The sequence below is a fragment of the Sphingopyxis sp. genome (assembly GCF_050725655.1).
In the GTDB taxonomy this organism is placed as follows: domain Bacteria; phylum Pseudomonadota; class Alphaproteobacteria; order Sphingomonadales; family Sphingomonadaceae; genus Sphingopyxis.
In genome coordinates this window covers 19,853-46,685 of record NZ_JBOHHT010000030.1, presented here as the reverse complement: position 1 = coordinate 46,685, position 26,833 = coordinate 19,853, and the positions used below count along the sequence as shown (strand labels likewise).

The following is a 26,833-nucleotide window of genomic DNA, read 5'->3' as shown; positions in this document are numbered from 1 at the left end:
ATCGTTGGGGAGGCCGGGAGGGGGAGCGGGCCGGTGCCGTTTCAACCAACGAATGCGCGCTCGATCACGAAGTCGCCGGGCGCGGCGTTCGAGCCTTCCTTGAAGCCGAGCGCCTCGAAGCGCGCTTCGAGGTCGCGGATCATCGCCATGCTGCCGCACATCATGATGCGGTCGATCGCGGGGTCGAAGTGCGCGGGGCCGGACAGTGGATGGCCGAACAAGCCGCCGTTTTCGATCAGCGCGTCGATGCGCCCCTCGGTGCGGAAGGGCTGGCGCGTCACTGTCGGCAGGTAATGGAATTGCAGCAGCGCCTGATCCTGCACCAGCGGGTCGCCCGCAAGCTGGCTTTCGAGTTCGTCGCGGAAGGCAAGGTCGCTGACCTGCCGCGCGCAATGGACAAGCTGGATCTGGCTGAAGCGTTCGTAGATGTCGGGATCGCGCGCAAGGCTCAGGAAGGGGGCGAGGCCAGTCCCGGTCGACAGAAGGAACAGCCGTTGGCCCGGAAGCAGCGCGTCGGCGACAAGCGTCCCGGTCGGCTTGCGGCCCAGATAGACGGGATCGCCCGGCTGGATCTGCTGCAGCCGCGAAGTCAGCGGGCCGTCGGGCACCTTGATCGAGAGGAATTCGAGCTCGTCGGCATAGGCGGGGCTCGCGATCGAGTAAGCGCGGAGCAGCGGCCGGCCCTCGCCCGGCAGGCCGATCATCACAAACTCGCCCGATCGGAAACGAAAGCTCGGCGGGCGCGTGATTGTGAAGCTGAACAGATGCTCGTTCCAGTGGCGCACCGAACGCACCTCCTCGACGGTCAGCGAGGCGGAGGGGGCCAGCTTGGCGGCTTCGGCAATACGGTCACTCATCACTTTGGACTTTCCTGATGTGTCATGGCGCCGGCCGCGAGGGCCGGCATATCGAATCCCGCGGCGACCAGCCTGTAGACCGCGGCGCCCATGGCGTTAGCGATCGGGCCGACGCTTTCTCCCTCGGCCAGAAAGGCCAGCGTCGCGCGGGCATTTGCGCTGCTCCCAAGCGAAAAATCGCGCCAGAGTCCAAGCAGAATTGCTTCATCCTCTGAAATCTGGAGACAGGGCATGGGCGCGAGCAGCAATGTTTCGACTGCGTCGCCGGCGAGCAGCGCCATCGCGACGTGGAAGTCGGGCAGGGCGCTCGCGGCATCGACCGCGGCAAAGCCGCGGTGCAGCACCTGCGGCGGACATCGCCCGCGCTCGGCGGCATGGACCCATGCGCGCATCGCCCAAAGCAGGAAACGACCGCCATTGCACAGGCTTTTCACCGGCCGATCGACAAAGGCGTACATCGGAACCCTTTCCAGCGCGCAACATGCGGCGCCGGCGGCTTATATGTTATTGCGAGTCATTTGCAATTTCTATTCGAGCAAGATTTGCGGCCAGCTTAAGGGATATGGCGGCTTTCGACCGATAGCAGACGTTGCCAACCCAAACGACGTCACCCCGGGTCAAGCCCGGGATGACGGAAAGGAACGTCCGCTTCCACCCCAAAACCGACCTTCTTCAGCGCTTCGTCCCAAAATGTCCGGGAAGGCTGGTGGCGCGTGACAGACCCGGCCGCCAGGTCGAGATTTTCGGTGCCGGGACGATCTGGAAATCGGCCTTGCTGTCGGCGGTGACAAGCTGGTCGCCATGCGCGGCGCGTAGGCGAACGGTTTCGATCGGCTTGTCGGTTTCGATCCCGAATCGGTTGCCCGCGACCCAGCGCACCGTGCCGAGCATCGCTTCATGGCCGGGCAGGAAGACGGTGATCCGTTCGCCGATCTGCAGGGCGTGCGGCCCTTGGCCGCCGACGCCGGTCAGCGAAACATTGCGGATGGTGACATCGAACTGACCCAGCCGCTGACAGGCGAGCGCCGCCTTGACCAGCCGCGACTGCCGTGGCTGGCGCTTTTCATCTGGGGCCGGTGAGGCGGCAGGGGAAGCCTCGGGATTCGACATGCGCGACTCAACAATTGTCGTCCGATTCCCACCTCGGACGGTTATCTGATTGGTCCCGGCGGCAGTTCTAAACGAGGAAGGTAAATTTTCGTATATCGTGTTTGATAATATCCACGATCATTTGGCCGGCGGGAGGCCGCCGAAGGTGACGATGCTTTCGGCGCCATCGGTGGAAACGGCTGAAACGCCAAAGAAATTATCGTCGACGATGACGCCGGGCAGGACGAGCTCGGTCGGCGCGCTGGACGGAATGACGCGGCTGTCGGTCCAGTCGGCCCGGTCGGCGCGGCGCCAGTGGAGCCGATAGGCGGCAGCGTCCTTGACCGGCGCCCATTTCGCCGTGGTGCTCGAGCTGACCGCGCCGTCGATGCTGACGCTCGCCGGAGCCGGCGGCGCGTCGGCGAGTTCGCCCGCGAGTGCGACATTGAGCGCGGTCACGCGCGCGAGATAGGGGAAGTCCATCTCGTCGACCGTATCGCCATATTTGCGGCTCCCCTCGGTACGCAGATCCTGATGCTGATGGTCATAATCTTCGACGCCGACGGTGAAGCGGATCGCGGGATAGCCAAGCTCGAGCGAGGGCAGATGGTCGCCGCCGCGGCGGAAGCGGTCGGGGCGGCGCACCGCGAGCACCTCGAGACCGATCGCAGGGCTATTCTCCGCGGCGCGAATCGCGGCCTTGGTAAGCGCGCGCGACGGGCCGTCGTCCTCGCCGCCTATACCGCGCCGCGCGAGTTGTGCGGCCAGATCCTCCGACGCGCGGATGCCCTCGCTGAACACCCGCACGCGATTGTCGACGATCGAGCCGTCGGTGCCGTGGGTGCCGCCGACGATGTCGTTGTTGAGCATCGCCGCGACCTGCCAGTTCTGCTCCTTGGCATGGCGCGCGAGCAGTTTGCCGCCCCACAGGCCCTGTTCCTCGCCCGAGAGCAGCGCATAGACGATCGTCGCACGGTGCTTCTGCTGCGACAGCAGGCGCGCGGCCTCGATCACCAACGCGGTGCCCGAGGCGTCGTCGTTGGCGCCGGGCGCATCGTCGGTGAAATTCATCGGATCGGTAACACGGCTGTCGATGTGACCGGCGATCATGATGACATGCGCGGGATCGCCCGTGCCCTTCTGAACCGCGAGGACATTTTCGACGATCACGCCCGCGGGTGCGCGCGGGCCTTCGAAACGGTCCGCGATGCGCTCGACCTTCAGGCAGCCGCCACAGGCTTTCGAAATGCGCGCGAACTCGTTGGCGCCCCAGCTGCGCGCCGCTCCGATGCCGCGCTTGGGGTCGGTCGCCGACGACAGCGTGTGGCGGGTGCCGAAGGAGACGAGCTTCTCGACCGATGCCTTCAGCCGTGCCGGGTCGGCGGCGGGCGTTTCATCCTTGGCAAAGGCTGCGGCGGGCGCAGTCAGCAGCAGGGCGGCGAGCAGGGTGCGTTTGATCATGGCGCTTCATGCGCTGCGGTCCCGGTGGATGCAAGGCGGCGTAACGGTGACGCGAGTGGCTGATCGCGCCGCAACAAAAGGCCCGCCGCGTGCCGGGGCACGGGCGGGCCGATTGGTCAGGAGTTCAAGATATTTAGCCGAGGCCCGAGAAGCGGATGTCCTGGACGCGGCCATAGCGAATCTCGCAGGTGAACTTGCCCTTGTCGTACGATCCGCCGCGACCCCAGCGGCCGCCGTATCCGTCGCGGACGATCACGCGGCCCTTGACGCGATAGCCGTCGCGCTTGCGGTCGATGCTCGTCACTTCGGTCACGTCGGTGCGGCCATAGCGGCGGCTGCCGCGCTCGACCGAGTTGACGCACTGGCTGATCGCGCTGCGGCTGTTGCCATAGCGATTATAATCATAGCCATAGCCGTAGCGGGCATCGTCATAGCGGCCGCGATAACGATCGTCGTAACGGCCGTCGCGGTCGTAACGGCCGTCGCGGTCGTAACGATCATAGCGGTCGTTGTCGCCGCTCGACAGGATCGCGGCGAGGCCGCCGATCACGACGGCACCGGCAATGATTTCGCCCGCGCTGATTCCGTCGCGGTCATAACGATCACGCGCGGCGGCGGGTGCGGCGCTCATCAGCATCGCGCCGGCGGTGGCCGCACCAATTGCGGCCTTGGTCAGGTTTGTCTTGATAGCCATGGTTCGGTCTCCTTAAGCGCAGGCGGCTTCCTCGCGGCCTGTTGAAGACGGTTTACCGATTCGGCTGTGACAGGGCGCTGAACCACCCGCTTATCTGGGGTTCAGACTTGGTTTTGCCGGCGTTCATAAAGGAAAAGGCCCCTCGCCACGGGGCGAGAGGCCATTTACCGGTGTTGAATAGCGTCAGCCGAAATTGACGTCGACGACGCGGCCGTTGCGGTAGCTGCAACCAAAGCTGCTCACCTCGCCGCCGAGGCGCGAGGCGGTGCCGGTGACGTACCAGCCGCCGTTGTTCGGCTCGGTGCCGGTGATGCTGTCGACGCGGGCGTCGTCGCCCATCTCGCCCTCGACCGCCCAGCTGCAGGCGTCGGCGGCGCGCCCTTCGGCCTCGTCGCGGCCATAGGCGCCGGGGGCGATGTCATTCTGTGCGTCGGGTTCGTAGCGCGGCACCTCTTGCCGCTCGTCGCCGCGATAGGGCGGCTCGTAACGATAATCGGGCGCGCGCTCGCGCTTGTTCTTGCTCACCGAGCTCGCGATTGCGGCGATGGTGCCGATGACGAGGAGCCCGCCGAGCACCTCGCCGGTGCTGATATTGTCGCGGTCGCGATAACCCCAGCCGCCATGATGGCGGCCGCGCGCTTCGGCGGGAACGGCGCTGAGCCCAACCGAGGTCAGGACGATCGCCGCTGCGGTGGTGAAGCTGGTCAATTTACGCATCGAGGGAAACTCCCCTTCGGCGGGCTCGGGATGGTCCAGCCCGCAATGTCCTCGCCTTACGCGCGCGATGCTTTCGCGCCGCTGAACCGTGGCTACCGCGCGATGAGGGGAGCGCGCGATATGGAAAAGGCCCGCCATCCGGGAGGATGGCGGGCCTTGGAACCAACTATAGGTGACCAGACCTATTCTTGGGTATCAGCAGACGCAGCGCGGCTTGGGCCGTGGCTTCCACTTTTTCTTCGCGACATAGCGTTTCCGCACCGGGACATTTTCATAATAGCTGCGCGTGCTCGTCTCGACCGTTTCGGTCACGATCGGCGCCCCGTTGGTGATGATCGTGGTGACGACAACGCCGGGCGTGTAATAGCCGTAGCCATAACCATAGCCGCCATGCTGGTAGGTCGTCGCATAGCCGCCGGGATAGTAGCCGCCCTGCTGGTGACCGCCCTGGTAATAGGCGCCGCGGCTCGACCAATGTTGCTCGCATCTTTTCTTGTCCGAGGCATTGCCGATCGCCGAGCCGACGAGCGCGCCGAGCCCGCCACCGATCAGCGTGCCCGCGGTGCGATCGCCGCGTCCGGCTATGCGGTTGCCGGCGATGCCCCCCACGAGCCCGCCGACAACCGCGCCGCCCACTGTGCCCCCCCGGCCACAGCGGCGTTCCATCTCTTCGTCGTAACGGGCGTCATACCCGCCGTGATAACGGGGGTCGTAAGCGGGCGGCGGCGGATAGCCGGCGCCATGGCCCTCGATCGTGCCTTCATAACGGCCCTCGTAGCGGCGGCCGTCGGATGTCTCGTACGTGCCGTCCCAGGTGCCGGTCCAGCGGCCCTCGGCGTCGTAGGTGCCGTTGACGTGGCGATAATCGACTTCGCTCGGCACGCGGTCGAGATAGCCGGTGTAAACACGGGTATCGGGATCGGAGGGAACGCCATAGTCGAGCGCGGGCTGTTCGGCTCCGGCGCGCCCCGCCAGCAACAACGACCCTGCGGCCATTCCCAACAACACAAACGTGCGCATGCTAAACTCCCTGTTCCCTCGGCCCGAACCGATTGGTTAACAGTTTGTTAGCAAAATTAGCGACTTTTCGCGAATCCGTTAACCGTGAAGAATCTGTCCCTATTTGGGGCGGGCTTCAGGTTGCGAGCGCGGCCGCGATGCGCGCGACGAGCGCTTCGGCGCCCGCCTGGTCGGCGGCGGTAAAGCGTTCGGGGATCGGGCTGTCGAGGTCGAGCACCCCGACCAGCCGGTCGTTCGCGATCACCGGCACCACCAGTTCGCTGCGGCTGTCGGCGTCGCACGCGATATGACCGGGAAAGGCGTGGACGTCGTCGACGCGCTGGGTGGAACGAAGGCGCGCGGCGGCGCCGCACACCCCCTTGTCGAGCGGAATGCGGATGCACGCCGCCTTGCCCTGGAACGGGCCGAGCACGAGCTCGGTCCCGTCGAAGCGGTAGAAGCCCGCCCAGTTGAGGTCGGGGATCGCCTGCCAGATCAGTGCCGCGACATTCGCCATATTGGCGATGCCATCGGGCTCACCCGCGACAAGCGCGGCGGCGGCGTCGCCCGCCTCGGCCCAGCGTTCGGCGGGGTCGGTCGCGGAGAAGGCGAGGGCATAGGTCATTATTCGACGCTCAGCCCCGTCCACTTCGCCGCGAAGGCATATTTGTCGGCCGCCTCGGCGATGATCTTGTCGGTCGGCTTGCCCGATCCGTGGCCGGCGCGCGTTTCGACGCGGATCAGGTGCGGCTTGTCGCCCGCCTTCGCATGCTGGAGCGCGGCGGTATATTTGAAGCTGTGCCCCGGCACGACGCGGTCGTCGGTGTCGGCGGTCGTCACCAGCACCGCCGGATAAGCGGTGCCGTCCTTGATATTATGGTACGGCGAATAGGCGAGCAGGTTCCGGAAATCGCCTTCCTTTGACGGATAGCCGTAATCGTCGACCCAATAGCGGCCGGCGGTGAAGCGGTCGAAACGCAGCATGTCCATCACCCCGACGGCAGGCAGCGCTGCAGCGAACAGGTCGGGGCGCTGGTTGATCACCGCGCCGACGAGCAGGCCGCCGTTCGACCCGCCCTCGATCGCGATCTGGCCCTTACCCGCGATCCCCCTGGCAATCAGATATTCGCCCGCAGCGATGAAATCGTCGAAGACATTCTGCTTCTTGTCGAGCCGGCCGGCGTCGTGCCACGCCTTGCCATATTCGCCGCCGCCGCGCAGGTTCGCGATCGCGAGCACGCCGCCCTTGTCGACCCAGGCGAGCTTGGTCGGCGAAAAGCCGGGTGTCATTGACACGTTGAAGCCGCCATAGCCGTAAAGCAGCGTCGGCGATCCCTTGCTGCGGTCGAGACCCTTTTTCATCACGATGAACATCGGCACTTCGGTGCCGTCCTTCGACTTGTAGAAGCGCTGCTCGACGCTGAAGTCGGCGGGCTTGAAGGTCAGCTTCGGCTCGGCGAAAATCTCGCTCTTCCCGGTCTGCGTGTCGAAGCGGTAGATCGTCGTCGGCCGCGCATAGCTCGAGAAGCTGTAGAAGGTTTCAGGGTCGCTAGACTTGCCGCCGAAACCCGATGCCGCGCCGATGTCGGCGAGCTTGATGTTCGCGACCGGCTTGCCGTCCAATGCGACCATGCGTGCCTCCGACTTCGCATCGCCGAGGTAGGAGAGGATCAGGCGATTGCCGACGCGCGATGCGCCCACCAGTGTCGCCTCATTCTCGCCGACCAGTTGCGTCAGCTCGGCGGGCTTTTTGATGTCCATCGACACGATGCGGCCGCGCGGCGCGCCCTTGTTGGTGACGAAGGTAAAGCGCGTGCCTTCGTTGGTCACATATTCCCAGTTGTTCGCAAAGTCGTCGACGAGCGTGATCGGCTTGGCGCCGCGCTTGCCGAGCGGATGCAGCGTCAGGCCATAGCGTTCGTCGGTGCCTTCGGACGACACGACGAGCAGATATTGCCCGTCGTCGGTGACGACCGCGCTGTTGTTGAGCTTGGGTTTGTCGGGGGTCGCGTGGATCAATACATCGGCGTTCTGCGGCGTTCCGAGCTTGTGGAAATAGACGCTGTGGTTCTCGTTCAAGGACTGGAACGCGGCGCCCTTGGCGGGCTCTGGGAAGCGCGAGTAATAAAAGCCGCTGCCGTCCTTCGCCCAGTCGAGCGCCGAAAATTTGACCCAGCGCACCTCGTCGGACAGGTCCTGCCCGGTCGCGACGTCCTTGACGCGCACGATGCGCCAGTCGGTGCCGCCGTCCTGCACCGAATAGAGGAGGTGCTTGCCGTCCTCCGACGGGTTCCACTCGCCAAGCGCGGTCGCGCCGTCCTTCGCCCAGGTGTTGGGATCGATCAGCACGCGCCCTTCGCCCTTCAGTCCTTCGCGGACATAGAGCGCCGACTGCGGTTGCAGCCCGTCGTTGCGGCTGTAGAAATAGCGCGTTCCCGCCTTTGTCGGCAGGCCGAAGCGTTCATAATTATAGAGCTCCGTCATCCGCTCCTTGAAGTTGTCTCGGCCTGGCAGCGTTTCGAGATAGGTGTCGGTGACCTTGTTCTGCGCCGCGACCCAGTCAGCGACCTTCGGATTGACGCGGACATCGTCCTCCAGCCAGCGATAGGGGTCGGCAATGTCGACGCCGAACTGTGGATCGACCGTGTCACCGCGCGCGGTGTCGGGATAGGTCAATGCTTTGGCCGTCGCCGATGTCGCGGCGGCATCGGCCGCCTGTGCTGCGCCCGGGATCATCGTCAGGGCAACCAGCGCCAGCGGCGCGGACAGGGCTTTACGGGACATGACAAGGCGATCCTCATTCTCTGGAAGACATTATCGTGCGCCGATATGTAAGCATCGGCAAGGGGCGGGCAAGGGGATTTGATGCCCGTCAGACGCGATCGAGCGATCCCCGATAAGCGACGATCAATCCGACAAGCGGCGCTGCGATTTCGACATCGAAGCGAAAGCTGCCGTCGGCCTCGGTCTCGAAGCTTGGGCCGTGGGGCATCAGCCAGCGCGGCATCGGGATACCGAACGCCGACCAGCGGCGCGGGACGAGATGAAGGCGGTCCTTCTCGACCACGAGCGCCATCGCGAACGACAGCGGGCCGAAGCGTTCGACGAGCAGATAGTCGTTCCGGCCTGTGCCGCGCGATTGCAGCGACGCGAAGCGCTTGCCGCCGAAATCGCGGGTCCAGCGTTCGCCGTGCTTTTCGGGGGCGAAGGCGACCATGACGGGCACATGCGCGGTCGCTTTCGGAAAGCCGACAATCGCGGCGGCGATCCGCGCGAGCAGTCCGGTGCCGCGGCGCACTTCGGCGTGACCCTGCCACCGGCGTTCAGCCTTGCTTCCGTGCAGCAACTGAAGCTTCGGCGGCAGCGTGTCGAAGGCGGTCCCGAGAAGCTGACGATAGAGCGGCGCGTCGGGTTCTTCGCTGCGAAAACCGGTATGAATCGAGCGGTTCGCGAACAACGCGTCATAATCGGCGAGGGTCAGCGCATCGACGCTCGATCTCGCGCCCGGCTCGGGGCGGTCGCCGTCGTGCAATTTGCGGACGATCGCCTCGATCGCCATCGACGGAATATAGGGCCCGTCATCGCCCTCGGCCAAAAGATGCCAGCTCCGCTCGACCATTTTACCTTCGGCAAGTCCGCGCGCGCGGATGAACATCCCGCCGCGGTGCTCGCCGAACCGCATGCGGTTGAGCACCGCATAGAAAAGACGCGAGAAGGGTTCGAAAGACGGCAGGCGAAAACGCGCGCGGGCCTTCGCCAGAAGGTTCAGGACGCGGTGCAGAATCTCGGGAACCGGGCCCGCGCCCATCCAGATGTCGGTGAGCGCAGGCCAGGTGCGCGGGATGAGCTGGAGATCGGGGACGTCGACAAGCGAGAAATGGATGTTTCGCAATGGCAGGCGACCGGGGACCGCGACGGTGTAGCGCAGGCTCTCGGCAAGCCCGACGCCGTGCGCGTCCTTGTCGCCGCGCCGCAGCTTCACCGGTGCGCCGGCATAGCCGACGACCGCGCGCATCACGTTGAGCCCGATGCCGGCGAAGGGCGACGGGGCGATGCCACCCTCGACGCCACGGAGGTCCATCGTCTTTGCCATTTCGCGGAGCACCGCGCCAGTGAGCGCGGGGAAACTGCTGACCCCGGACAGGATAAAGATGCCCGCGGTCTTCGCCGCGGCATCGAAGCGGTCGATGCCGAAGACGAAATCGGCGCCGTCGGCGAAATCGAGATAGTCGACCTTCGCCGCGAGGCATGACTCGACCACCCGATAGCAGTCGGCGCCATAATCCTGGAACGGCCCAGATGCGTCGACAACCAAGTCGGGCCGGAGCCGATCCAGCGCCCCGGCGGTATCGCGCCGGTCGAGCGCGTGCGGATGGACGCGCGCGATGCCGCGATAGGCGGCGCAGAAGCCTTTCGCGCGGCCGAGGTCGCGGCCGCAGATGAAGAGGTCGAGGTCGGGCACATCGGCGAGCAGTTCCGCAAGGCGCCCGCCGAACACGCCATAGCCGCCGAGGATCAATATCTTCATGGCAATATCCGGTTTTGATATTCGGGCGGCGCGACCCAGCAGGTCGCACGCTTGCCGAACAGGCGATAGCGGTTGCGCGCGATCCATCGATACGCCGGATTGCGGAGGAATGCCGGGACCAGCCGGAGGAGCGAAAGCAGCCGCCACGGCCAGCCGAGGCCCTCGTAGATCGCGAGCACGGCGTCGCTGTCGCGCCGTACACGTGCGTCATCGATGACCAGAATGCTCGTCGGGTCGCGCGGATCGAGGCCGTGTTCGCGGCTTAGCGCGGTGCCGGCCACCCCCTGGATCGACGCAAGGCGGAATCGCGCGCCCTTGTCGTGCCGCAGCACGAACTGCGCGTTGGCCGAGCACAGCACGCATTCGGCATCGAACAGGATGATCGGGCCGGCCTCGTCAGGCATCGCGGAACAGTCCGTGCTGGTTGAGCAACTCGCCGAACATCGGATGTGTCACCTTAACGTCGAAGGCGAAGCGGCCGCTGCCCAGATGCTGGTGCATCACCGTCGTTGCGCCGGGAGCGAACCAGCGAGGAAGGCGGAACCGAAGCCTCCTATGCTGCCAGAAATAATGATCGGAGGCGAAGATCAGCGCATCGGCCTCGGCCCGGACAGTGAGCGCCATGCCGAAGCCGCCGCCGATATGCTCTTCAAGCCCCGTCGGGCCTGCGAAGCTCTTCGCGCTGTGGATCACCTGCGGATGGTCGCGCGTCCGGCCATAGAGGCGCGTCCAGCACTGGCCGCTGCTTCCACGATCCTCGCTCACCATGACGGCTGCGGGCATGGGGCCGCTGTCGTTTGTCGGCAGCGGCGCGCCGATCAGGCGGCAGAGCTGCGCAAGCAGCCAGCCGATGCCCGACAGGCGCGTCCAAACGATCTCGCCGCTGTAGCTTACGACCGCCGTCCCCGAGAGACGCTTGGAAAAGCGGCGCCGCACGTCGGCGGGCAGCGCGTCCCAGTCTGCGCGCGGGACGAGACGGCGGAAGCGGTCATCGGTGAGCGCATCGCTTGCCGCCGGAACCACCACCTTGATCTGCCGCTGCGCTCCGCTTCGCATTCTACCGCTCCTGACCGGCGTCCTTGCTCTTACCCGGACGCCAGTTGATCAGCTTGGTCACCCCGGCGCCAAGCTTGATCAACCGCATCAGCGCCGGTTTGGGCACGCTCAGCATTTCGTCGTGCCAGCGCCCCATCGTCGTCACGAAGTCGAGCATGTCGGAAAGGCGTGCCTTGGCATCGGGGCTGAGTCCGGGGTCATTCGCGGCGCGCGCGACGCACGCTTTCAGCGCCGCCTCGGCGGGATCGACCTCGCGTGCCTTGCGTCCTGCGGCGATTCGCGTGACCATCTCCCAGATATCTTTCTCTGCCGCGAAATGGTCGCGCCGGTCGCCGAGCAGCGGAACGCGCTCGATCAGCCGCCAGCCGAGCAATTCCTTGATCGAGTTCGAGACGTTCGAGCGCGCGAGGCCGAGCATCTCGGCGATCTCCTCGGCATGGAGCGCACGGTCGGAGATGAACAGCAGGGCATGAATTTGCGCCACCGAGCGGTTGACGCCCCATTGGCCGCCGAGATTGCCCCAATGGAGGATGAACTCGGTCGCGGCCGGGGACAGTTTCGATCCTTGTTCGATAATTTCTGTCATAACAGAAATGTCAGGCAATGCGGATCCGAAGTCAAGCGCATTCGATATTTCCCCGACGCCACTTTTACGCGACGTTGATCATCGGGTTGTATCGCCGGTTATGGAGGCAGACATGAAGCGATTGATCCTGATGGCCTTGCTTGCTGTACCGACCGCGGGGTGGGCCTGTCCGCCGCTCAATGGGCATCCCATAGCGGTGGCGCAGCGGGTGGAGGCTTTCCGGGAGCAGGTCATTGCCTCGAAAGCGATCGTCTATGGCGTGGTCGAACGTCCGATTACGACTCGCGAGGGCAGTGTCGGCATTCTCCACATTCTTCACGTCTATAAAGGCGATCTGATGCCGGGGCAGCGCCTCAAGATGCGTTATGCGCTACCGCCGTCGCGGTGTCCCATCTATGCCCCGAAAGATTATGTGTTCTCACAGGATCGGGGCACTTATGGCGTGGTGCTCATACCCGAAGGCGCCGATGGCGATCCGCTTTCCTTAACCGGATTTCAGGACGCTGCGCGGGTGAATTTTATGATCAGCCAAGGTTTGATCGTGAGCGCACAAGGCATCGAACCTTCACCTTCCGATCCCGTGTCACCCCATTTCCAGTGAGGCGTACGAAAATAGAAAGGGCGGCCATCCTTTCGGATGCCGCCCCTGTTCTCGTGTCGCTGAAAGCGCGCTTACGCGGCTTCCGCCTCGTCGTCATACTGCTCGACGGGGCCCGAATCCTGGCCCTTGGCATCGACGTCGCGGTCGACGAATTCGATGATCGCCATCGGCGCCGCGTCCGAGGCGCGGATGCCGGCCTTGATCACGCGGGTGTAGCCGCCAGCGCGGTCCTTGTAGCGTTCGGCGATGACGTCGAACAGCTTCTTGAGCTGCGTGTCATCGAGCAGGCGGCTGTTCGCGAGGCGACGGTTGGCAAGGCCACCGCGCTTGGCGAGCGTCACCAGCTTTTCGATATAGGGACGCAGTTCCTTCGCCTTGGCGACGGTCGTCGTGATCTGCTCATGCTTGATGAGCGAAGCCGACATGTTGCGGAACAGGGCCGTGCGATGCGCGCTCGTGCGCTGAAGCTTCCGGCCACCCGATTTATGACGCATAATTCTTTCCTTCGTTCGTTAAGGGCCCGTGTGAGGTAGCCCAGACCAGGTCGATGTGCGGGCCGACCCATTCCCGTTGGATGCGCCCCGGCGAACCGGGGCGCTATCTAGATTAACCCAGCAGCTCTTGTTCGAGCTTCTTGGCCATTTCTTCGATATTCTCCGGCGGCCAGCCGGGGATGTCCATGCCGAGGCGCAGGCCCATCGACGATAGCACTTCCTTGATTTCGTTCAAGGACTTGCGGCCGAAGTTCGGGGTGCGGAGCATTTCGGCTTCGGTCTTCTGAACGAGATCACCGATATAGATGATATTGTCGTTCTTGAGGCAGTTGGCCGAACGGACCGACAGTTCGAGCTCGTCGACCTTCTTGAGAAGGAAGCGGTTGAGCTGGTTGACGTCCGACTCGTCGGCAGTGGTCGGCGAAGCCGCCATGCCGATCATGCCGCTGTCGTTCATCGCTTCTTCGAAGTGGACGAAGACCTGGAGCTGGTCCTGGAGGATGCGCGCGGCGTAAGCGACGGCGTCTTCCGGGGTGATCGTGCCGTCGGTTTCGACGGTCAGGTTCAGCTTGTCATAGTCCAGTTCCTGGCCAATGCGGGCATTGTCGACCTTGTAGGCGACCTGGCGCACGGGCGAGTAGAGCGAGTCGACCGGGATCAGGCCGATCGGCGCGTCGATCGGACGGTTGGCGGTCGCGGGGACATAACCCTTGCCGGTGTCGGCAACGAGTTCCATGTTCAGCGTCGCACCGTCGTCGAGATGGCAGATGACGTGGTTCGGGTTCATCACCTTGATGTCGCCCGACACCATGATGTCGCCGGCCTTGACGGTCGTGGGACCGGTCGCCGAAAGCTGGAGCCGCTTCGGGCCTTCGCCTTCCATCTTGAGCGCGATCTGCTTCACGTTGAGGACGATGTCGGTGACATCTTCGCGCACGCCGGCCAGGCTCGAGAATTCGTGGAGCACGTTCTCGATTTTGATCGACGTGATAGCCGCACCCTGGAGCGACGAGAGCAACACGCGGCGCAGCGCGTTGCCGAGCGTCAGGCCAAAGCCACGCTCGAGCGGTTCGGCGACGAAGGTCGCCTTGCGCTTGCCGTCGCTGCCAGCCTTGATTTCCAGGTTGCTGGGCTTCTTCAATTCCTGCCAGTTCCGGATATTGACAGTCATGGATTTCCCTTTGCTTTGGGCGGGACGGGTGGGGGTCGGCCACCTGTCCAGCGAGGATTTTTATACGGGCGGCGCTCCGGCGGAGCGTGCCCGAAAAAAGACGTCAGACGCGGCGGCGCTTGGCCGGGCGGACGCCATTGTGCGGGATCGGCGTCACGTCGCGGATCGACGTGATGTGGAACCCGACGGCCTGCAGCGCACGGAGCGCCGATTCGCGGCCGGCGCCCGGGCCCTTGACTTCGACTTCCAGCGTACGGACGCCATGTTCGGCGGCCTTCTTGCCGGCGTCTTCGGCGCAAACCTGCGCCGCATACGGGGTCGACTTGCGGCTTCCCTTGAAGCCCATCATGCCGGCGCTCGACCAGGCAATCGCGTTGCCCTGTGCGTCGGTGATGGTGATCATCGTGTTGTTGAAGGTCGCGTTGACGTGGGCGACGCCCGACGAGATGTTTTTGCGTTCGCGCCGACGAAGGCGCTGCGGTTCACGAGCCATGATGTATTCCTAACCTAAATCCTGAATGGCCGGTGGCGGGCGATGCGCCGCTGCCCCGGCAGGGGAAATAAGGAAGCGCGCCCGAATGGACGCGCTCGAACCTTATTTCTTCTTACCGGCGATCGCCTTGGCCTTGCCCTTGCGGGTGCGCGCATTGGTGTGCGTGCGCTGGCCGCGGACCGGAAGGCCCTTGCGATGACGCAGGCCGCGATAGCAGGCGAGGTCCATCAGGCGCTTGATGTTCATCGCCGTGTTGCGGCGAAGATCACCCTCGACCGTGTGGTCGGCGTCGAGCGTTTCGCGGATCTGCAGGATTTCGGCATCCGAAAGATCCTGAACGCGACGTGCGTGGTCGATGCCCAGCTTGTCGGCGATGTCGACAGCGCTCTTGCGACCGATGCCGTGGATATAGGTGAGCGCGATGATTACGCGCTTGTTGGTGGGCAAGTTGACGCCCGCAATACGTGCCATTGGTAACTTTCTCCTGCTCCACAGGGCCGTTGGCATTCGGCCCCATCTCAAAGCGTCTGATTTTCCAACGCAAAAAACGGACCACGATGCGCATGAGGGCGCTTCGCCGTCCGGTCAGGCTGTCGGAATGGACGCGCAACTAAGGTGAGTCGGCCCGATTGTCAAGCGAAGTGCGGTGGTTTGAGGCCGTGGATTACTGCTCAGGATAGCGATGTAAGAGCGACCGCCCGATCATGCAAGCGGTCGACGACCGCGGCGTGGATTCCAGGTGCACAGGCGATGACGCCGAACGCCTGCGCGCGCGGCGTGTTGAACGCGAGCGGCGCGCCGAACGCGTCGGTGACCGCGGCGCCCGCCTCGGTCGCGATCAGGGCGGCGGCGGCGACATCCCATTCGAACCCCCAGCGCAAAGTTGCGACCAGATCGGCGCGGTCGTCGGCGACGAGCGCCATGCGCAGCGCGATGCTGTTCGGCTTGGTCACGATGACAAGATCGCTGTCGACCTTGGGCAGCGCATCGGCGGGGACGCGCGATCCCGCGAAGGTCGTGCGCTGACTGGCGTGCAGCGTTTCGCCATTGAGCAGCGCGCCCTGGCCCTTTTGCGCCACCCATAGTTCATCGAGTGCGGGGGCATAGAGGATGCCGAATTCGGGCGTGCCGTCGATCACGAGCGCGACCGACACGCACCAGCCGGGCCGGCCACGGATGAAATCGCGGGTGCCGTCGATCGGGTCGACGCACCACATCGCGCGGCACGACAGGCGGTCGGCATTGTCGGCGGTCTCTTCGGACAGCCACCCCGCCTCGGGCACCATCGCGCCGAGCACCGCCTTCAGCCGCGCATCGACCGCCAGATCGACGTCGCTGACCGGATTGTCGTGTGATTTGTTCCAGACATTGACCGCTTGTCCCTCGCCGCGCCAGCGCGCCATCGCCATGTCGCCGACTTCGCGGGTCGCGGCGATCGCGGCTTCGAGGTTGCGGCCCGGCATCGGCGTCGGTCCTAGCTCGACGCGACGGTCATGCCGTCGATGCGCAGCGTCGGCGCGTTGGTGCCATGGCGGAATTCGAGGTCGTTCGCGGGGATCAGCGCCGCGAACATATCGATCAGATTGCCCGCGATGGTGAATTCGGCGATCGGCCCGGCAAGCACGCCATCCTTGATCAGGAAACCCGATGCGCCGCGGCTGTAATCGCCGGTCACGGGGTTGACGCCGTGGCCGATCAGCTCGGTGATATAGACGCCGTCGGCGATGCCCTCCATCAGCGCGGCGGGCGTCACGCTGCCCGCCGCGAGGTGCAGGTTGCTCGCGGCGACCCCCGAAGCACCGCCGCCGCGGCTCGCATGGCCCGTGGGGGTCAGCCCGAGCTGCTTCGCCGATGCGGTGTCGAGCAGCCAGCCGGTGATCTTGCCATCGGCGACGATATCGCGCGCCGCGGTCGGCAGGCCCTCGCCGTCGAAGGCGCGGCTGCGCATTCCGCGCGGGCGATGTGGCTCGTCGCGAATGATAATGCTGCTGTCGAACAAAGTCTGGTCTTCCTTGCCGAGCAGGAAGCTGGTGCCGCGCGCGATCGCGGGTCCGGCGATCGCGCCGAGCAGATGGCCGACAATGCCGCCGCTGACGCGCGGGTCGAGCAGCACGGGAAGCTTGCCGTTCGGCGCCTTGCCCGGGTTAAGCCGCGCGACGGCGCGAGTGCCCGCGCGGTTACCGATGTCGGCCGCGCCTTCGAGGTCCGTCAGGTGATGCGCGCTATGCCAGCCATAGTCGCGCTGCATGTTCGCGCCTTCGCCCGCGATGACGCTCGCCGACAGGCTGTGGCCGCTCGACCCGTAACCGCCGGTGAAGCCGTGGCTGGTCGCGAGCGCGAAGCGCGTGCGGCTGTGGCTCGCGCTGCCGCCTTCGCTGTTCGTCACGCCGGTAACGGCGCGCGCGGCTTCCTCGGTTGCGAGCGCAGCGGTGCGCAGCGCGGCGGGATCGGCTTCGCTGCCGTCGTCGAGATCGAAATCGGGGATGGTGCCCTTGAACAACAGCTCTTCGGGGGCGAGGCCAGCATAGGGATCCTCGGGCGCCTCGCGCGCCATCGCGACGCAGCGTTCGACCAATTTGGCGAGCTCGCCGGCATCCATGTCGGCGGTCGACACGCTCGCGCTGCGCTGGCCGACGAAGACGCGCAGCGAAATATCCTGTCCCTCGGACCGCTCGACATCTTCGAGTGCGCCGAGCCGCATCGAGACCGAGGTCGCGGCATTGCAATAGTAGAGCGCGTCGGCGGCATCGGCGCCGGCTTTCGCGGCGGCGTCGCACAGCATCTGCGCACGATCGAGGGCTTCGGAAACGGTCAGCATGGCCGCGCCCTATACGGCGCGCGCCAAAAAATCAAAGCAAGCGCTGAAAAGAGGTCAGCCGGTGATCGCGGCGATCGCGTCGGTGGCAGCCATTGCGCCGCTGATCCACAGGAAAGGCAGGGTCAGCGCGGCGACCCACAGACGGCGGACGTCGCGGCGGAAGCGGGCGTGCAAGCCCCAGCTCGCGAGTGCCTGACGGCTGAGGCGATACCAGTGTCGTTCGGTCGACCGCGCGACGGGAAGGGCGAGCGCGAGCAGCATGACGAGTGCCACGACGATAAACGCAGACGACGCCCCGGCGGCAACCGCGCTCATCACGAGCCAAATCTGCAAGGCGGCAAAAGCGAGGAGGGCGGCGGCGGCGTGCCACGTCATTCGGCGACCCAGACTCCGTGCCGGCGGCACGCTGACTGCCGTGCGCCTCCACAGGCGCGGTCCAAATGCTGATGCCATATTACAGCCCCCTAGGCTGGCGATTCCCAGAACCGCACGTTTTGCCTCAAAAACTCCCAAGTCAAGACAGCTTGCCAGCGATTCGTTAATTTTTGCACTCGGTTCGGCGCGGATTCGCAACTGAATCGCGTTGGGCTGCAAAAATACCGCAAAAACGGCCATATTCATCGCCTTATCGGCTCACAAATGCGGTCAATGGTCGAGCCATGTGCGCGGTTGGTCGACTTGCTTCCGGGCCTCGCGGCGGTAGCGTCTAGGCCATATCTGTCCATTTCAGGAAACCGGGGAAATCAATCATGCGTCATCTCGCCGTTCTGGCCGCCCTTGCCTTGCCCTTTGCACCCGCGCTGGCCGCCGGAGGAGATGCGCCGGCCGCCGAACCAAAGCCCGCCGCGCTTGTCGCCGACGGTGTGCCCGAGGTGCCCGCGGCGCTGGCGGCGGCGACCCGGCCCTATCTTGAATATCGCACCGCGGCGTTCGTCGGCTGGAACCCCGCCGACCGGTCGATGCTTATCGCGACGCGTTTCGGTAACACGGCACAGCTTCACCGCGTCGCGCGGCCCCTCGGCGCGCGCGAGCAGCTGACCTTCGAGGCCGAACCGGTTTCGCATGGCGGCTGGGCGCCCGGAACCGGCGATGTGATGGTGATCGAAAAGGACATCGGAGGCAGCGAATTTTATCAGATTTTCGCGATGAAGGATGGCCGGCTGACGATGCTGACCGACGGCAAGAGCCGCAATTCGCTCGACGCGTGGAGCAAGGACGGCAGCCTCGTCGCTTTCACTTCGACCCGCCGCAACGGCCGCGACAATGATATCTATGTCATGAACCCGCGCGACCCCGCGTCGGCGCGACTGGCCGGGCAGGTCGACAGCAACGGCTGGTCGGTCGCAAGTTTCGCGCCCGACAAGAGCTGGGCGCTCGTCGCGCGCTCGGCGTCGGTCGAAAAGACCGATCTGTTCCGTCTCGACCTTGCGAACGGAAAGATGACGCCGGTCGGTAATCACGGAAAGAAGATCGCTTTCAGCGGCGCCTCCTTCGCACCCGACGGCACGATCTGGGTGGCGAGCGACGACGGCGACGACGTACAGCGCCTCGGTACACTCGATCCCGCGACTGGCGGGTTCACGCCGCGCGGCCCGGCGGAAAAATGGGATGTCGAGGCATTCGACATCTCGGGCGACGGGCGATTCATTGCCTATGCGGTCAACGAGGCGGGCGTGAGCCGGCTGCGCGTGTTCGACGTCGCGAGCGGCCGGGCGCGCACGGTCGATGCGCTGCCCGCGGGCGTCATCGGGCATATCGACATCGCACCGTGGGGCGCGATCGGCATCGGTTTCACGTCGGCGCACGGCGCGGCCGATGCCTATAGTATCGACCCCGAAACGCTCGCCGTGACGCGCTGGACGCAGAGCGAGACCGGCGGGCTGGACGTCGCGCGTAACGTCGAACCCGAGCTGGTCAGCATCAAGAGCTTCGACGGCACCGAGATGTCGGGCTTTCTCTATCGCCCCGATCCTGCAAAATTTCCAGGCAAACGGCCGCTGATCATGCACGTCCACGGCGGGCCCGAAAGCCAGTGGCGCCCCGAATATCTCGGCAGCACCAACTATATCGTCAACGAGCTGGGGGTCGCCTATTTCTATCCGAACGTCCGCGGCTCGACCGGCTATGGCAAGCGCTTCGTCGGGCTCGATAACGGGCCGTTCAAGCGCGAGGACAGCGTCAAGGATATGGGGGTGTTCCTCGATGCCCTCGCAAAGGACACGCGACTCGACGCGTCGCGCTTCGGCCTGACCGGGCGCAGCTATGGCGGTTATATGTGCTATGCCGCCGCGACGCATTTCGCGAACAAGCTGCGCGCGAACCTCTGCGTCGTGGCCATCTCCGACTTCGTGACCTTCCTCGAGAATACGCTGGAATATCGCCGCGATCTGCGCCGCGTCGAATATGGCGACGAGCGCGATCCGTCGCAGCGCCGCAAGCTGATGGAAATCTCGCCGCTCACGCGCGTTGCCGACATCCGGAAGCCGCTGTTTGTCGTCACCGGCGCCAACGACCCGCGCGTGCCCGCGTCCGAGGCGGATCAGGTCGTGGCCGCGGTGCGCAAGGGGGGTGGCACCGCCTGGCATCTGGTGGCCACGAACGAGGGGCATCAGTGGGGCAAGAAGGAGAATGTGGACTACACATTCTGGTCTTCGCTGCTCTTCTGGCAGAAATATCTGCTGAACTGACGGCGGGCGTCACCCTCCGGCGAATGCCGGGCGCGACCGTCGCCGGAAAGCTGGCTCAGTTCTTCGGCGGGGTCGGCAGCGGCTGTACGTCGGCTTCGTCGGGGGCGGTCGGCGCGGGGGCCTGGCCGCTCGCCTGACGCTCGAGTTCCTCGGCCGCCTTCTGTCGTTCGGCAAGCGCGCGTTCCTCGGCAACCACCGCGGCTTCGACTTCGTCCGATGCGGCGTCGATGCCCGCGATGCGCTTGGCGCGTTCGTCGGCGATCATCGCCTGCCAGTCGGTCTTGTCGGCCGCCTTTTGTTCGGCGCGCGCGCCTGCGACCAGTGCCTGCGTGCAGCCGGTGAAGCCGCCGAGGCCGGTCGGCGAGCAGCTGTCGGTGCCAAAGCGGCCGACGCGTTCGATCGCGACGACCTTGTTCGCCCACGCCTCGTTGCGCACGTCGAGCGGATTGCCGCGCAGCATTTGGGGTACGCGATAACGCTCGGTTTCGGGCAGGCGGTTACAGACGACGATTTCGTCGGGGCTCGACTGTTCGCACTGGTCGTTGCCATAGACGATGACCTGGTTGATCTTCTCGGCATCGACCGTCTGCTGCTGCGCCGCCGCGGGCATGGCGGCGGCACTGCCGGCGAGGATCAGCGCGAACAGGGGGAGGCGGGTCATCGTATCTTCCTTTGTCGTTTCAGGCGGCATGGCAGCCACTCTCTGCATCCGCCGTGAACGGCGCCGGCGGTTATTCTATCAGATACGTTTCGACAGCGCGATGGCTGCACGGCAGCCCGCGCGGATCGCGAGGCTGAGGACCGGATAGCCGGGGGCGCTTTCGGCGCCCGCCGCGAGCGCGGCTTCCTTATGCTCCAGCTCTTCGGCGCGGAAATCGGCGACGGCGGCGCTCAGTTCGGGGTCGCTGTCGCCCAGTTCGTCGAGCTGGTGCTGGTAATGGCGATCGATCTCGGTCTCGACCGCGGCGGTGCACGCCATCGCGGCGCGCGGCCCCATCGCGGCGGTCACCGCGCCCAGCGCAAAGCCCGCGACGTTCCAGAACGGCTGGAGCGCGGTCGGGCGCACGCCGCGCTTGGCGATCATATCGTCGAAGAATTTGCGGTGGCGCTCTTCCTGTTCGGCCATATGCGCGATTTCGCGCGCCATCGGGTGGCGGTCGCCCATCACCGCGAGCTGGCCGGCATAGATGCGCGTCGCGCCATATTCGCCCGCCTGATCGACGCGGATCATCGATGCGGTGCGCTTGCCAGTCTTGTTTTGCGTCATGCTGCCGATGTGGTCTTCCGGCGCAGCAAGGTCAAGACGAACGCGGCGGCGCCGAGCGAGAAGATCGCGTTGAAACCCGCGAGCGAGATGCCGAACAGCGTCCATTGGGCGGTGTCGCAGCGGATCAGCGGCGCATTCATGATCGCGTCGAGCGATACGGGGCCAGCGCCGCCGGTCGCGCAGGTGGTGATGCCTTCCCAAAAGCCATATTCGACCCCGGCATGGAAGATTCCGATCGCGCCGCTCACCGCAATCGCGACCGCGGCGAGCAGGGTGAGCGCGCGCATCGCCTTGTCATTGCGGCGAAACAGCAACGCGAGCAGCGCCAGAACGATCGCCGCCTGATGCGGCCAGCGTTGCCAGTAACACATCTCGCACGGGTGCAGGCCAAAGCCATATTGCGACACCAGCGCGCCGCCATAGAGCAGCAGCGGCGCCAGAAACGCGACGGCGGGCGCGGAAAGCCGCGAGTTCAGCATGTCCCGCGCCCCTTAGTTGCGCGCGGTCGGCTTGGCGGGCTTGACCGGCGGCTTGCTGCCCTGCGCCATGCGTGGAGCCATCGGGTTGATCCGCCCGATCGTCTGCAACGCATAATGCAGCTGGAAATCCTCGATGCCCTTGGCCTTCAGGTCGGCGGCGGTCGCGGTGAAGCGCGGATCGGCCTTTTCGTCCTTTTCGAGCAGCCCGTTGTCGACCTTCTTCTCGTTGATCAGGTGGCGGCGGAGGTCGCTCTCGCGGAACTTCGGCCGCGAGGCATAGTCGGGATCCGAAATCTGCGGCACGCGGATATCGGGCTCGATCCCGCCTTCCTGCACGCTGCGGCCCGACGGGGTGTAGTAACGCGCCGTGGTCAGGCGCAGCGCGGTGGTGTCGGTCAGCGGCAGCACCGTCTGCACCGATCCCTTGCCGAAGCTGCGTTCGCCCATCACGACCGCGCGATGCTGGTCCTGCAAGGCGCCCGCGACGATTTCGGAGGCCGAGGCCGAGCCCGAGTCGATCAGCACGACGACCGGCGCGCCGCCGGCGAGGTCTCCGGGTTCGGCGAAATAGCGTTCGATATCGCCCTTCTTGCGGCCGCGCTGCGAGACGATCTCGCCGCGTTCGAGGAACAGGTCGCTGATCCCGACGGCTTCGTCGAGCAGCCCGCCCGGGTTCGAGCGAAGGTCGAGGATCCAGCCGCGCGGTTTCCTGCCGAGCGATGTTTCGACCGCCATCATCGCGGCCTTGAGGTCCGTGGTCGCGTCGGCCGAGAAGCTGGTGACGGTGAGCACGCCGACATCGCCGCTGACTTCCCATTTCACGGGCTTCAGGTCGATGATCTCGCGCGTCAGCGTCATCTCGATCGGCTTGTCCTGACCTTCGCGGACGACGGTGATCCCGATATCGGTGCCCGGACGCCCGCGCATCTGTTCGACCGCCTCGTCGAGCGTCAGGCCGAAGATCAGTTCCTTGTTGATGTGGGTGATATAATCGCCGGCCTTGATCCCCGCCTTGGCGGCGGGGGTGTCGGCGGTCGGCGCGATCACCTTCACGACGCCGTCTTCCATCGTCACCGACAGGCCGAGCCCGCCATATTCGCCGTCGGTCTGGGTGCGCAGGTTCGAAAAGCCGCGCGCGTCGAGATAGCCCGAATGCGGGTCGAGGCTGGCGAGCATGCCGTTGATCGCGCCCTCGATCAGCTTCGAATCGTCGACCGGTTCGACATAGTTGGATTTCACTTCGAGATAGACGTCCATGAAGCGCGAAATTTCTTCCTGCGTCTTCGAATCGACGGTCGCCATCGCGCCGGTTGCGAGCGGAACGAGCGCCAGCGTCGAGAGCGCGGCGGCGCCCTGCCACAAGGCGAAGCGGCGCTTCGGGGACACGGCGGTCTTGGTCGATTCGGTCATGGGCGTCTTTCAGTCACGCGAGAGCAATCCCGCCTTATAATCCCCGGCGCGCCATCCTCCTACGCATTTGTGCGGGCGTCAAGCGGTGCGTCCCTAGTGCGAGACAGCGGCCGAACAGGCGATTAACGGTGCCGCTCAGCCGATCATCGCGACAATATCGACGGGGCGACCGCCGCGGCGGAGTTCGACCGTGATGCGGCTGTCGTCGGACCCCGCGCGGCCGACGGGCGCCCCGGCATCGAGCGTGTCGCCGACCCCGACCGACAGCGCGATCATGCCGGTGAGCAGCGAGACCCAGCCGCCGCCGTGGTCGATGATCACGATCTTGCCATAGCCGCGATAGTCGCCGGCAAAGCCCACGCGGCCGGGGGCAGGGGCGACGACCTGGCCGCCGGGGCGCGCCGCGATCGTCACGCCGCGCGACCGGACGCCGCTTTCATTGACCTCGCCCAGCCCGGAGACGATGCGCCCAACGACGGGCAGGCGATAGGCGCCCTGCGTCAGTTCGGCCTCGGCGGCGGCGGGCGGCAAGGCGGCCGCCACACTGCCTTCAGGGCTGCGCGGGCGCGGCAGCGGTCCGGCGAGCTGTGCGAGTTCAGCGCGCACCGCGCTATCGGCTTCGAGCGAGTCCATCAGGTCGACGATGTCGCGTGCCTTTTCGCCGAGTCCGAGCGCGCGGTCGGCCTCGAGCTGGGCGCTGCTCATCAGCTCGCGCGAGCGCAGCCGCCCTTCATTTTCGAGCCGGGTGAGCGCATCGCGGCGCTGTGCGAGCTGCGCCTTGCTGCCCGAAAGCGCCTTTAGCGCGACCGCCTGCTGCTGCCGCACCCGCTGCAGCGCCGCGAGTTCGCGCCGTGCCCCGGCGGTGCGGCGTTCGATCACCGGCATTGCCGCATCGATCACCGCGCGCGCATGCACCATATCGGTCAGCGATCCCGGCTGCGCGAGTACGCTCACCGGTGGCTGGCGGCTCAATTGCTGGAGCGACGCGGCGAGTTCGAGCAAAGGCTGCTGCTGCTGCGCCAGCCGCGCGCGCTGCGCCGACAGGCGGCGGCTGACGAGCGCGACGCGCGCTTCGCCAGCGCTGATATCGGCTTCGGCCGACTGGATGCGCGCCGCGAGCGCGGCGCTGCGTTTCTTCAGCCGGTCGGCTTCGCTGCTCGCCGCCACCGCCTGCTTTTCGAGCAGCGCGCTGCGCGCCATCGCTGCCGCCGACTGCTGCTTGGCGTCGATCAACTGCGTGCGCTCGCGCGCCGCGATCGCCCGCGGATCGAAGATGTCGCTCTGCGCCAGCGCGAGCGCCCCGCCGCCGAAAACGGCGGTGATCGCGAGAACGGCAAGCGCGCGCCTCACTGGCGCCCTTCGCGATGATAGGGGTGGTTCGCAACGATGCTCGTCGCGCGCCATAATTGTTCGGCGAGCATCGCGCGCGCCATCAGATGCGGCCAGGTCGCGCGGCCGAAGGCGATGACTTTGTCGGCGCCCTCGCGTTCTTCGGGGGTGAAGCCGTCGGCGGCGCCAAGGCAGAAGCGCGTCTCGCGCACTCCGCCGTCGCGCCATTTTTCCAGCAATTTGGCAAATTCGAGCGACGACATCTGATCGCCGCCCTCGTCGAGCAATATGGTCCGGCTGTTATCGGCGGCGGCAGGTATGCGCCCGCCGGTGTCGGGAAGCTCGGAAATCTTCTGCGCCCAGGTCACGCGCTTCATATAGCGCTCGACCAGCTCGGCCTCGGGCCCACGCCCGATGCGCCCGCGCGCGATGATGTGCAGCAACATGACGCCTCGCCTAGCCTGAGCGAGGCTAAGGCGTCAATTTGCGGCGGCAACCGGCGGTGCGTCGCCGAACGACCACATGCGCTCGAGGTTATAGAAGCTTCGCACCTCGGGACGGAACAGATGGACGATGACGTCGCCCGCGTCGAGCAGCACCCAATCGGCATTGGGCAGTCCTTCGACGCGAACCTGGCGGCCCGCTTCCTGCTTGATCCGCTGCGCCAGTTTTTCGGCGATCGCCGAGACATGACGCGTCGACCGGCCGCTCGCGATCACCATATGATCGGCGATGCTGCTTTTGCCGGCAAGCGGGATGGAGATGGTTTCCTGGGCCTGGTCCTCATCCAGCTGGTGGAGGATCAGAGCGTGGAGCGTATCCACACTGTCGCCAGAAGGCTTTGGGGCGGATGCGGCGCCATTGGCGGCATCCTGGGTTGCGGAGATCAAATGCGTCCTTTCCTAGTCGGGTCCGCAAGGCGCGAACGGGTCAGCGGGTCGCGCAAAGCGCGGCCTTCATAGCGTTCGAACCAGCGGGGGTTGGCCTGCCGTATCGCAGTTGCGGATCGCACATCGGGCGAAAATCGCAGGAACACGAGGGCAGGCGGTCTCCAGTCCGTCCAATGAGTTTTCTGGTCCACGGGCCGGACGAAGCGCCGAAGCCAACCCATCGCACGTCTTGCGTGGGCGCGGTCATTATAGCCCGGACGCGCGATAACCGCAATCGGCATCAATCGCGCGATTCCCCGCCAGTCGCGCCATTCGGGCAGTTGGACCAGGTTGTCGGCCCCCATGATCCAGATGAACTGCCGATTCGGGTAGCGGCGGACGAGCTTTTTCAGCGTGTCGATCGTGTAGCGCGTGCCGAGCTCCGCCTCGATCGCGGTCGCGCGGATCGGCGAGCGCCGCGCCATGCGCTGCGCCGAGCCGAGGCGCGCGGGAAGCGACGCCATGCCCGCCTTGGGTTTCAAGGGATTGCCCGGCGACACCAGCCACCACAGCTCGTCGAGGCCGAGCGCGTCGATAGCATTCAAACTGATCGCGCGATGCCCGCCATGCGCGGGGTTGAAACTGCCGCCGAGGAGGCCGGTGGGGATCATATCAGCGACAGCCAGTCGCTTCGGTTGTGCACGAGCCGAAGTATGTGAAGCTGACCAGCGGTCAATTCATACAAGAGGACAAAGGGCTGCCCCTTAATCAGCAGCTTGCGGGTTCCTGCGAAGATAGGCGAGCCTACGGCCGGAAACTGATCCAACCCGGCAATCTGGCTACGTATCGCCCGAATAGCTTCGGCAGCTTCATCTGGCTCCCGATATTCGGTCAACCAGCCGTTCAGCGCAACCAGATCCGCGACTGCCTTGTCCGACCATATTATCCGGGTCATCGGGCCTCGTGCTTGGCGATCATGCTATCCATCATCGCCAGAACTTCGGCATGCTCCTTTGTCCGGCCGGCGGCAATGTCATCACGGCCTTCCTGAACGAAAGCGGCGAAACGCGCTTCCTGTTCAGCAACATGACGAACGGCTTGCGCAACGAACCACGCCCGGCTCCGCCCTTGCTCGGCGACGATCTTGTCAACCAACTCCAGGGTTTCGGCGTCGATACGGGCGGAAATGACGGAATGCTTGGTCATGACCACAATGTATCACTTGTAT

Annotated in this window: 32 protein-coding genes; 2 read left to right on the top strand and 30 right to left on the bottom strand. The window is 65.4% G+C overall.

Going from position 1 to position 26,833, the window contains the following annotated elements; all coding sequences use genetic code 11:
* Window positions 1-41 precede the first annotated feature (41 nt).
* From ACREBX_RS03885 to ACREBX_RS03825, 13 genes are all read right to left on the bottom strand, one after another.
* Window positions 42-857, bottom strand: coding sequence for a ferredoxin--NADP reductase (locus tag ACREBX_RS03885; RefSeq protein ID WP_431560439.1), 816 nt, complete (start codon window positions 855-857; stop codon window positions 42-44).
* Window positions 857-1,315: a hypothetical protein gene (locus ACREBX_RS03880; RefSeq protein WP_431560438.1), complete on the bottom strand. Its 459-nt coding sequence runs from the start codon at window positions 1,313-1,315 to the stop codon at window positions 857-859. The genes ACREBX_RS03885 and ACREBX_RS03880 overlap by 1 nt, the downstream gene beginning before the upstream one ends.
* Before the next feature lie 214 nt (window positions 1,316-1,529).
* A complete protein-coding gene (locus ACREBX_RS03875) occupies window positions 1,530-1,967 on the bottom strand; it encodes a PilZ domain-containing protein (RefSeq protein ID WP_431560437.1) in 438 nt (145 codons plus the stop codon).
* Between the two features lie 117 nt (window positions 1,968-2,084).
* Window positions 2,085-3,407: a M20/M25/M40 family metallo-hydrolase gene (locus ACREBX_RS03870; RefSeq protein ID WP_431560436.1), complete on the bottom strand. Its 1,323-nt coding sequence runs from the start codon at window positions 3,405-3,407 to the stop codon at window positions 2,085-2,087.
* Between the two features lie 133 nt (window positions 3,408-3,540).
* Window positions 3,541-4,101: a hypothetical protein gene (locus ACREBX_RS03865; protein WP_431560435.1), complete on the bottom strand. Its 561-nt coding sequence runs from the start codon at window positions 4,099-4,101 to the stop codon at window positions 3,541-3,543.
* A gap of 183 nt (window positions 4,102-4,284) precedes the next feature.
* Entirely contained in the window at window positions 4,285-4,818 is a 534-nt protein-coding gene (locus tag ACREBX_RS03860) for a hypothetical protein (RefSeq protein WP_431560434.1), read from the bottom strand.
* Between the two features lie 195 nt (window positions 4,819-5,013).
* A complete protein-coding gene (locus tag ACREBX_RS03855) occupies window positions 5,014-5,838 on the bottom strand; it encodes a glycine zipper 2TM domain-containing protein (protein WP_431560433.1) in 825 nt (274 codons plus the stop codon).
* A gap of 115 nt (window positions 5,839-5,953) precedes the next feature.
* Entirely contained in the window at window positions 5,954-6,442 is a 489-nt protein-coding gene (locus tag ACREBX_RS03850; RefSeq protein WP_431560432.1) for a GAF domain-containing protein, read from the bottom strand.
* Window positions 6,442-8,601 carry a prolyl oligopeptidase family serine peptidase gene (locus ACREBX_RS03845; protein WP_431560431.1) on the bottom strand — a complete coding sequence of 720 codons (2,160 nt, stop codon included), beginning with the start codon at window positions 8,599-8,601 and terminating at the stop codon, window positions 6,442-6,444. Before ACREBX_RS03845 ends, ACREBX_RS03850 begins: the two co-directional genes overlap by 1 nt.
* Before the next feature lie 88 nt (window positions 8,602-8,689).
* Entirely contained in the window at window positions 8,690-10,345 is a 1,656-nt protein-coding gene (locus tag ACREBX_RS03840; RefSeq protein ID WP_431560430.1) for a DUF4166 domain-containing protein, read from the bottom strand.
* Window positions 10,342-10,749, bottom strand: coding sequence for a thiol-disulfide oxidoreductase DCC family protein (locus tag ACREBX_RS03835; protein WP_431560429.1), 408 nt, complete (start codon window positions 10,747-10,749; stop codon window positions 10,342-10,344). The genes ACREBX_RS03840 and ACREBX_RS03835 overlap by 4 nt, the downstream gene beginning before the upstream one ends.
* Window positions 10,742-11,401, bottom strand: a complete 660-nt coding sequence (locus ACREBX_RS03830) for a DUF4166 domain-containing protein (protein WP_431560428.1) — start codon at window positions 11,399-11,401, stop codon at window positions 10,742-10,744. The genes ACREBX_RS03835 and ACREBX_RS03830 overlap by 8 nt, the downstream gene beginning before the upstream one ends.
* Before the next feature lies 1 nt (window position 11,402).
* Window positions 11,403-11,987 carry a GbsR/MarR family transcriptional regulator gene (locus ACREBX_RS03825; RefSeq protein ID WP_431560427.1) on the bottom strand — a complete coding sequence of 195 codons (585 nt, stop codon included), beginning with the start codon at window positions 11,985-11,987 and terminating at the stop codon, window positions 11,403-11,405.
* 112 nt (window positions 11,988-12,099) lie between these two features.
* Between ACREBX_RS03825 and ACREBX_RS03820 the strand changes: the two genes are divergently transcribed.
* On the top strand, window positions 12,100-12,588 hold the full coding sequence (locus tag ACREBX_RS03820) for a hypothetical protein (protein WP_431560426.1): 489 nt from the start codon (window positions 12,100-12,102) through the stop codon (window positions 12,586-12,588).
* A gap of 71 nt (window positions 12,589-12,659) precedes the next feature.
* Here the strand turns inward: ACREBX_RS03820 and rplQ are convergent, their stop codons facing one another.
* The 7 genes from rplQ to ACREBX_RS03785 form a co-directional block, all read right to left on the bottom strand.
* Window positions 12,660-13,082: a 50S ribosomal protein L17 gene (gene rplQ, locus ACREBX_RS03815; RefSeq protein WP_431560425.1), complete on the bottom strand. Its 423-nt coding sequence runs from the start codon at window positions 13,080-13,082 to the stop codon at window positions 12,660-12,662.
* A 112-nt stretch (window positions 13,083-13,194) separates the two neighbouring features.
* A complete protein-coding gene (locus ACREBX_RS03810) occupies window positions 13,195-14,253 on the bottom strand; it encodes a DNA-directed RNA polymerase subunit alpha (protein ID WP_431560424.1) in 1,059 nt (352 codons plus the stop codon).
* A gap of 103 nt (window positions 14,254-14,356) precedes the next feature.
* Window positions 14,357-14,746, bottom strand: a complete 390-nt coding sequence (rpsK, locus tag ACREBX_RS03805) for a 30S ribosomal protein S11 (RefSeq protein WP_003040416.1) — start codon at window positions 14,744-14,746, stop codon at window positions 14,357-14,359.
* Window positions 14,747-14,848: 102 nt separating this feature from the next.
* A complete protein-coding gene (gene rpsM, locus ACREBX_RS03800; RefSeq protein WP_431560423.1) occupies window positions 14,849-15,217 on the bottom strand; it encodes a 30S ribosomal protein S13 in 369 nt (122 codons plus the stop codon).
* A 200-nt stretch (window positions 15,218-15,417) separates the two neighbouring features.
* Window positions 15,418-16,209 (bottom strand): 3'(2'),5'-bisphosphate nucleotidase CysQ, encoded by a 792-nt coding sequence (locus ACREBX_RS03795; RefSeq protein ID WP_431560422.1) that lies wholly within the window; start codon window positions 16,207-16,209, stop codon window positions 15,418-15,420.
* An 11-nt stretch (window positions 16,210-16,220) separates the two neighbouring features.
* On the bottom strand, window positions 16,221-17,564 hold the full coding sequence (locus tag ACREBX_RS03790; protein ID WP_431560421.1) for a TldD/PmbA family protein: 1,344 nt from the start codon (window positions 17,562-17,564) through the stop codon (window positions 16,221-16,223).
* Between the two features lie 54 nt (window positions 17,565-17,618).
* Window positions 17,619-17,939 (bottom strand): hypothetical protein, encoded by a 321-nt coding sequence (locus ACREBX_RS03785; protein WP_431560420.1) that lies wholly within the window; start codon window positions 17,937-17,939, stop codon window positions 17,619-17,621.
* Between the two features lie 374 nt (window positions 17,940-18,313).
* On the opposite strand from ACREBX_RS03785, the gene ACREBX_RS03780 reads away from it, so the two are divergent.
* Window positions 18,314-20,251: a S9 family peptidase gene (locus ACREBX_RS03780; RefSeq protein WP_431560419.1), complete on the top strand. Its 1,938-nt coding sequence runs from the start codon at window positions 18,314-18,316 to the stop codon at window positions 20,249-20,251.
* 55 nt (window positions 20,252-20,306) lie between these two features.
* Here the strand turns inward: ACREBX_RS03780 and ACREBX_RS03775 are convergent, their stop codons facing one another.
* The 10 genes from ACREBX_RS03775 to ACREBX_RS03730 form a co-directional block, all read right to left on the bottom strand.
* The gene (locus ACREBX_RS03775; RefSeq protein ID WP_431560418.1) at window positions 20,307-20,912 is read right to left on the bottom strand and encodes a hypothetical protein; all 606 of its coding nucleotides are present in this window, start codon (window positions 20,910-20,912) and stop codon (window positions 20,307-20,309) included.
* A 78-nt stretch (window positions 20,913-20,990) separates the two neighbouring features.
* Complete coding sequence (locus ACREBX_RS03770) at window positions 20,991-21,518, bottom strand: demethoxyubiquinone hydroxylase family protein (RefSeq protein ID WP_431560417.1); 528 nt, start codon at window positions 21,516-21,518, stop codon at window positions 20,991-20,993.
* On the bottom strand, window positions 21,515-21,997 hold the full coding sequence (locus ACREBX_RS03765; protein WP_431560416.1) for a disulfide bond formation protein B: 483 nt from the start codon (window positions 21,995-21,997) through the stop codon (window positions 21,515-21,517). Before ACREBX_RS03765 ends, ACREBX_RS03770 begins: the two co-directional genes overlap by 4 nt.
* Before the next feature lie 12 nt (window positions 21,998-22,009).
* Complete coding sequence (locus ACREBX_RS03760) at window positions 22,010-23,407, bottom strand: S41 family peptidase (RefSeq protein WP_431560415.1); 1,398 nt, start codon at window positions 23,405-23,407, stop codon at window positions 22,010-22,012.
* A 135-nt stretch (window positions 23,408-23,542) separates the two neighbouring features.
* Window positions 23,543-24,757: a murein hydrolase activator EnvC family protein gene (locus tag ACREBX_RS03755; protein WP_431560414.1), complete on the bottom strand. Its 1,215-nt coding sequence runs from the start codon at window positions 24,755-24,757 to the stop codon at window positions 23,543-23,545.
* Window positions 24,754-25,182 carry a 23S rRNA (pseudouridine(1915)-N(3))-methyltransferase RlmH gene (locus ACREBX_RS03750; protein ID WP_431560413.1) on the bottom strand — a complete coding sequence of 143 codons (429 nt, stop codon included), beginning with the start codon at window positions 25,180-25,182 and terminating at the stop codon, window positions 24,754-24,756. Before ACREBX_RS03750 ends, ACREBX_RS03755 begins: the two co-directional genes overlap by 4 nt.
* A gap of 33 nt (window positions 25,183-25,215) precedes the next feature.
* A complete protein-coding gene (gene rsfS, locus ACREBX_RS03745; RefSeq protein WP_431560412.1) occupies window positions 25,216-25,626 on the bottom strand; it encodes a ribosome silencing factor in 411 nt (136 codons plus the stop codon).
* The gene (locus ACREBX_RS03740; protein WP_431560411.1) at window positions 25,623-26,276 is read right to left on the bottom strand and encodes a nicotinate-nucleotide adenylyltransferase; all 654 of its coding nucleotides are present in this window, start codon (window positions 26,274-26,276) and stop codon (window positions 25,623-25,625) included. The genes rsfS and ACREBX_RS03740 overlap by 4 nt, the downstream gene beginning before the upstream one ends.
* Window positions 26,273-26,560, bottom strand: a complete 288-nt coding sequence (locus ACREBX_RS03735) for a type II toxin-antitoxin system RelE/ParE family toxin (protein WP_431560410.1) — start codon at window positions 26,558-26,560, stop codon at window positions 26,273-26,275. The genes ACREBX_RS03740 and ACREBX_RS03735 overlap by 4 nt, the downstream gene beginning before the upstream one ends.
* Window positions 26,557-26,811, bottom strand: a complete 255-nt coding sequence (locus ACREBX_RS03730) for a CopG family ribbon-helix-helix protein (protein WP_431560409.1) — start codon at window positions 26,809-26,811, stop codon at window positions 26,557-26,559. The genes ACREBX_RS03735 and ACREBX_RS03730 overlap by 4 nt, the downstream gene beginning before the upstream one ends.
* Window positions 26,812-26,833 lie beyond the last annotated feature (22 nt).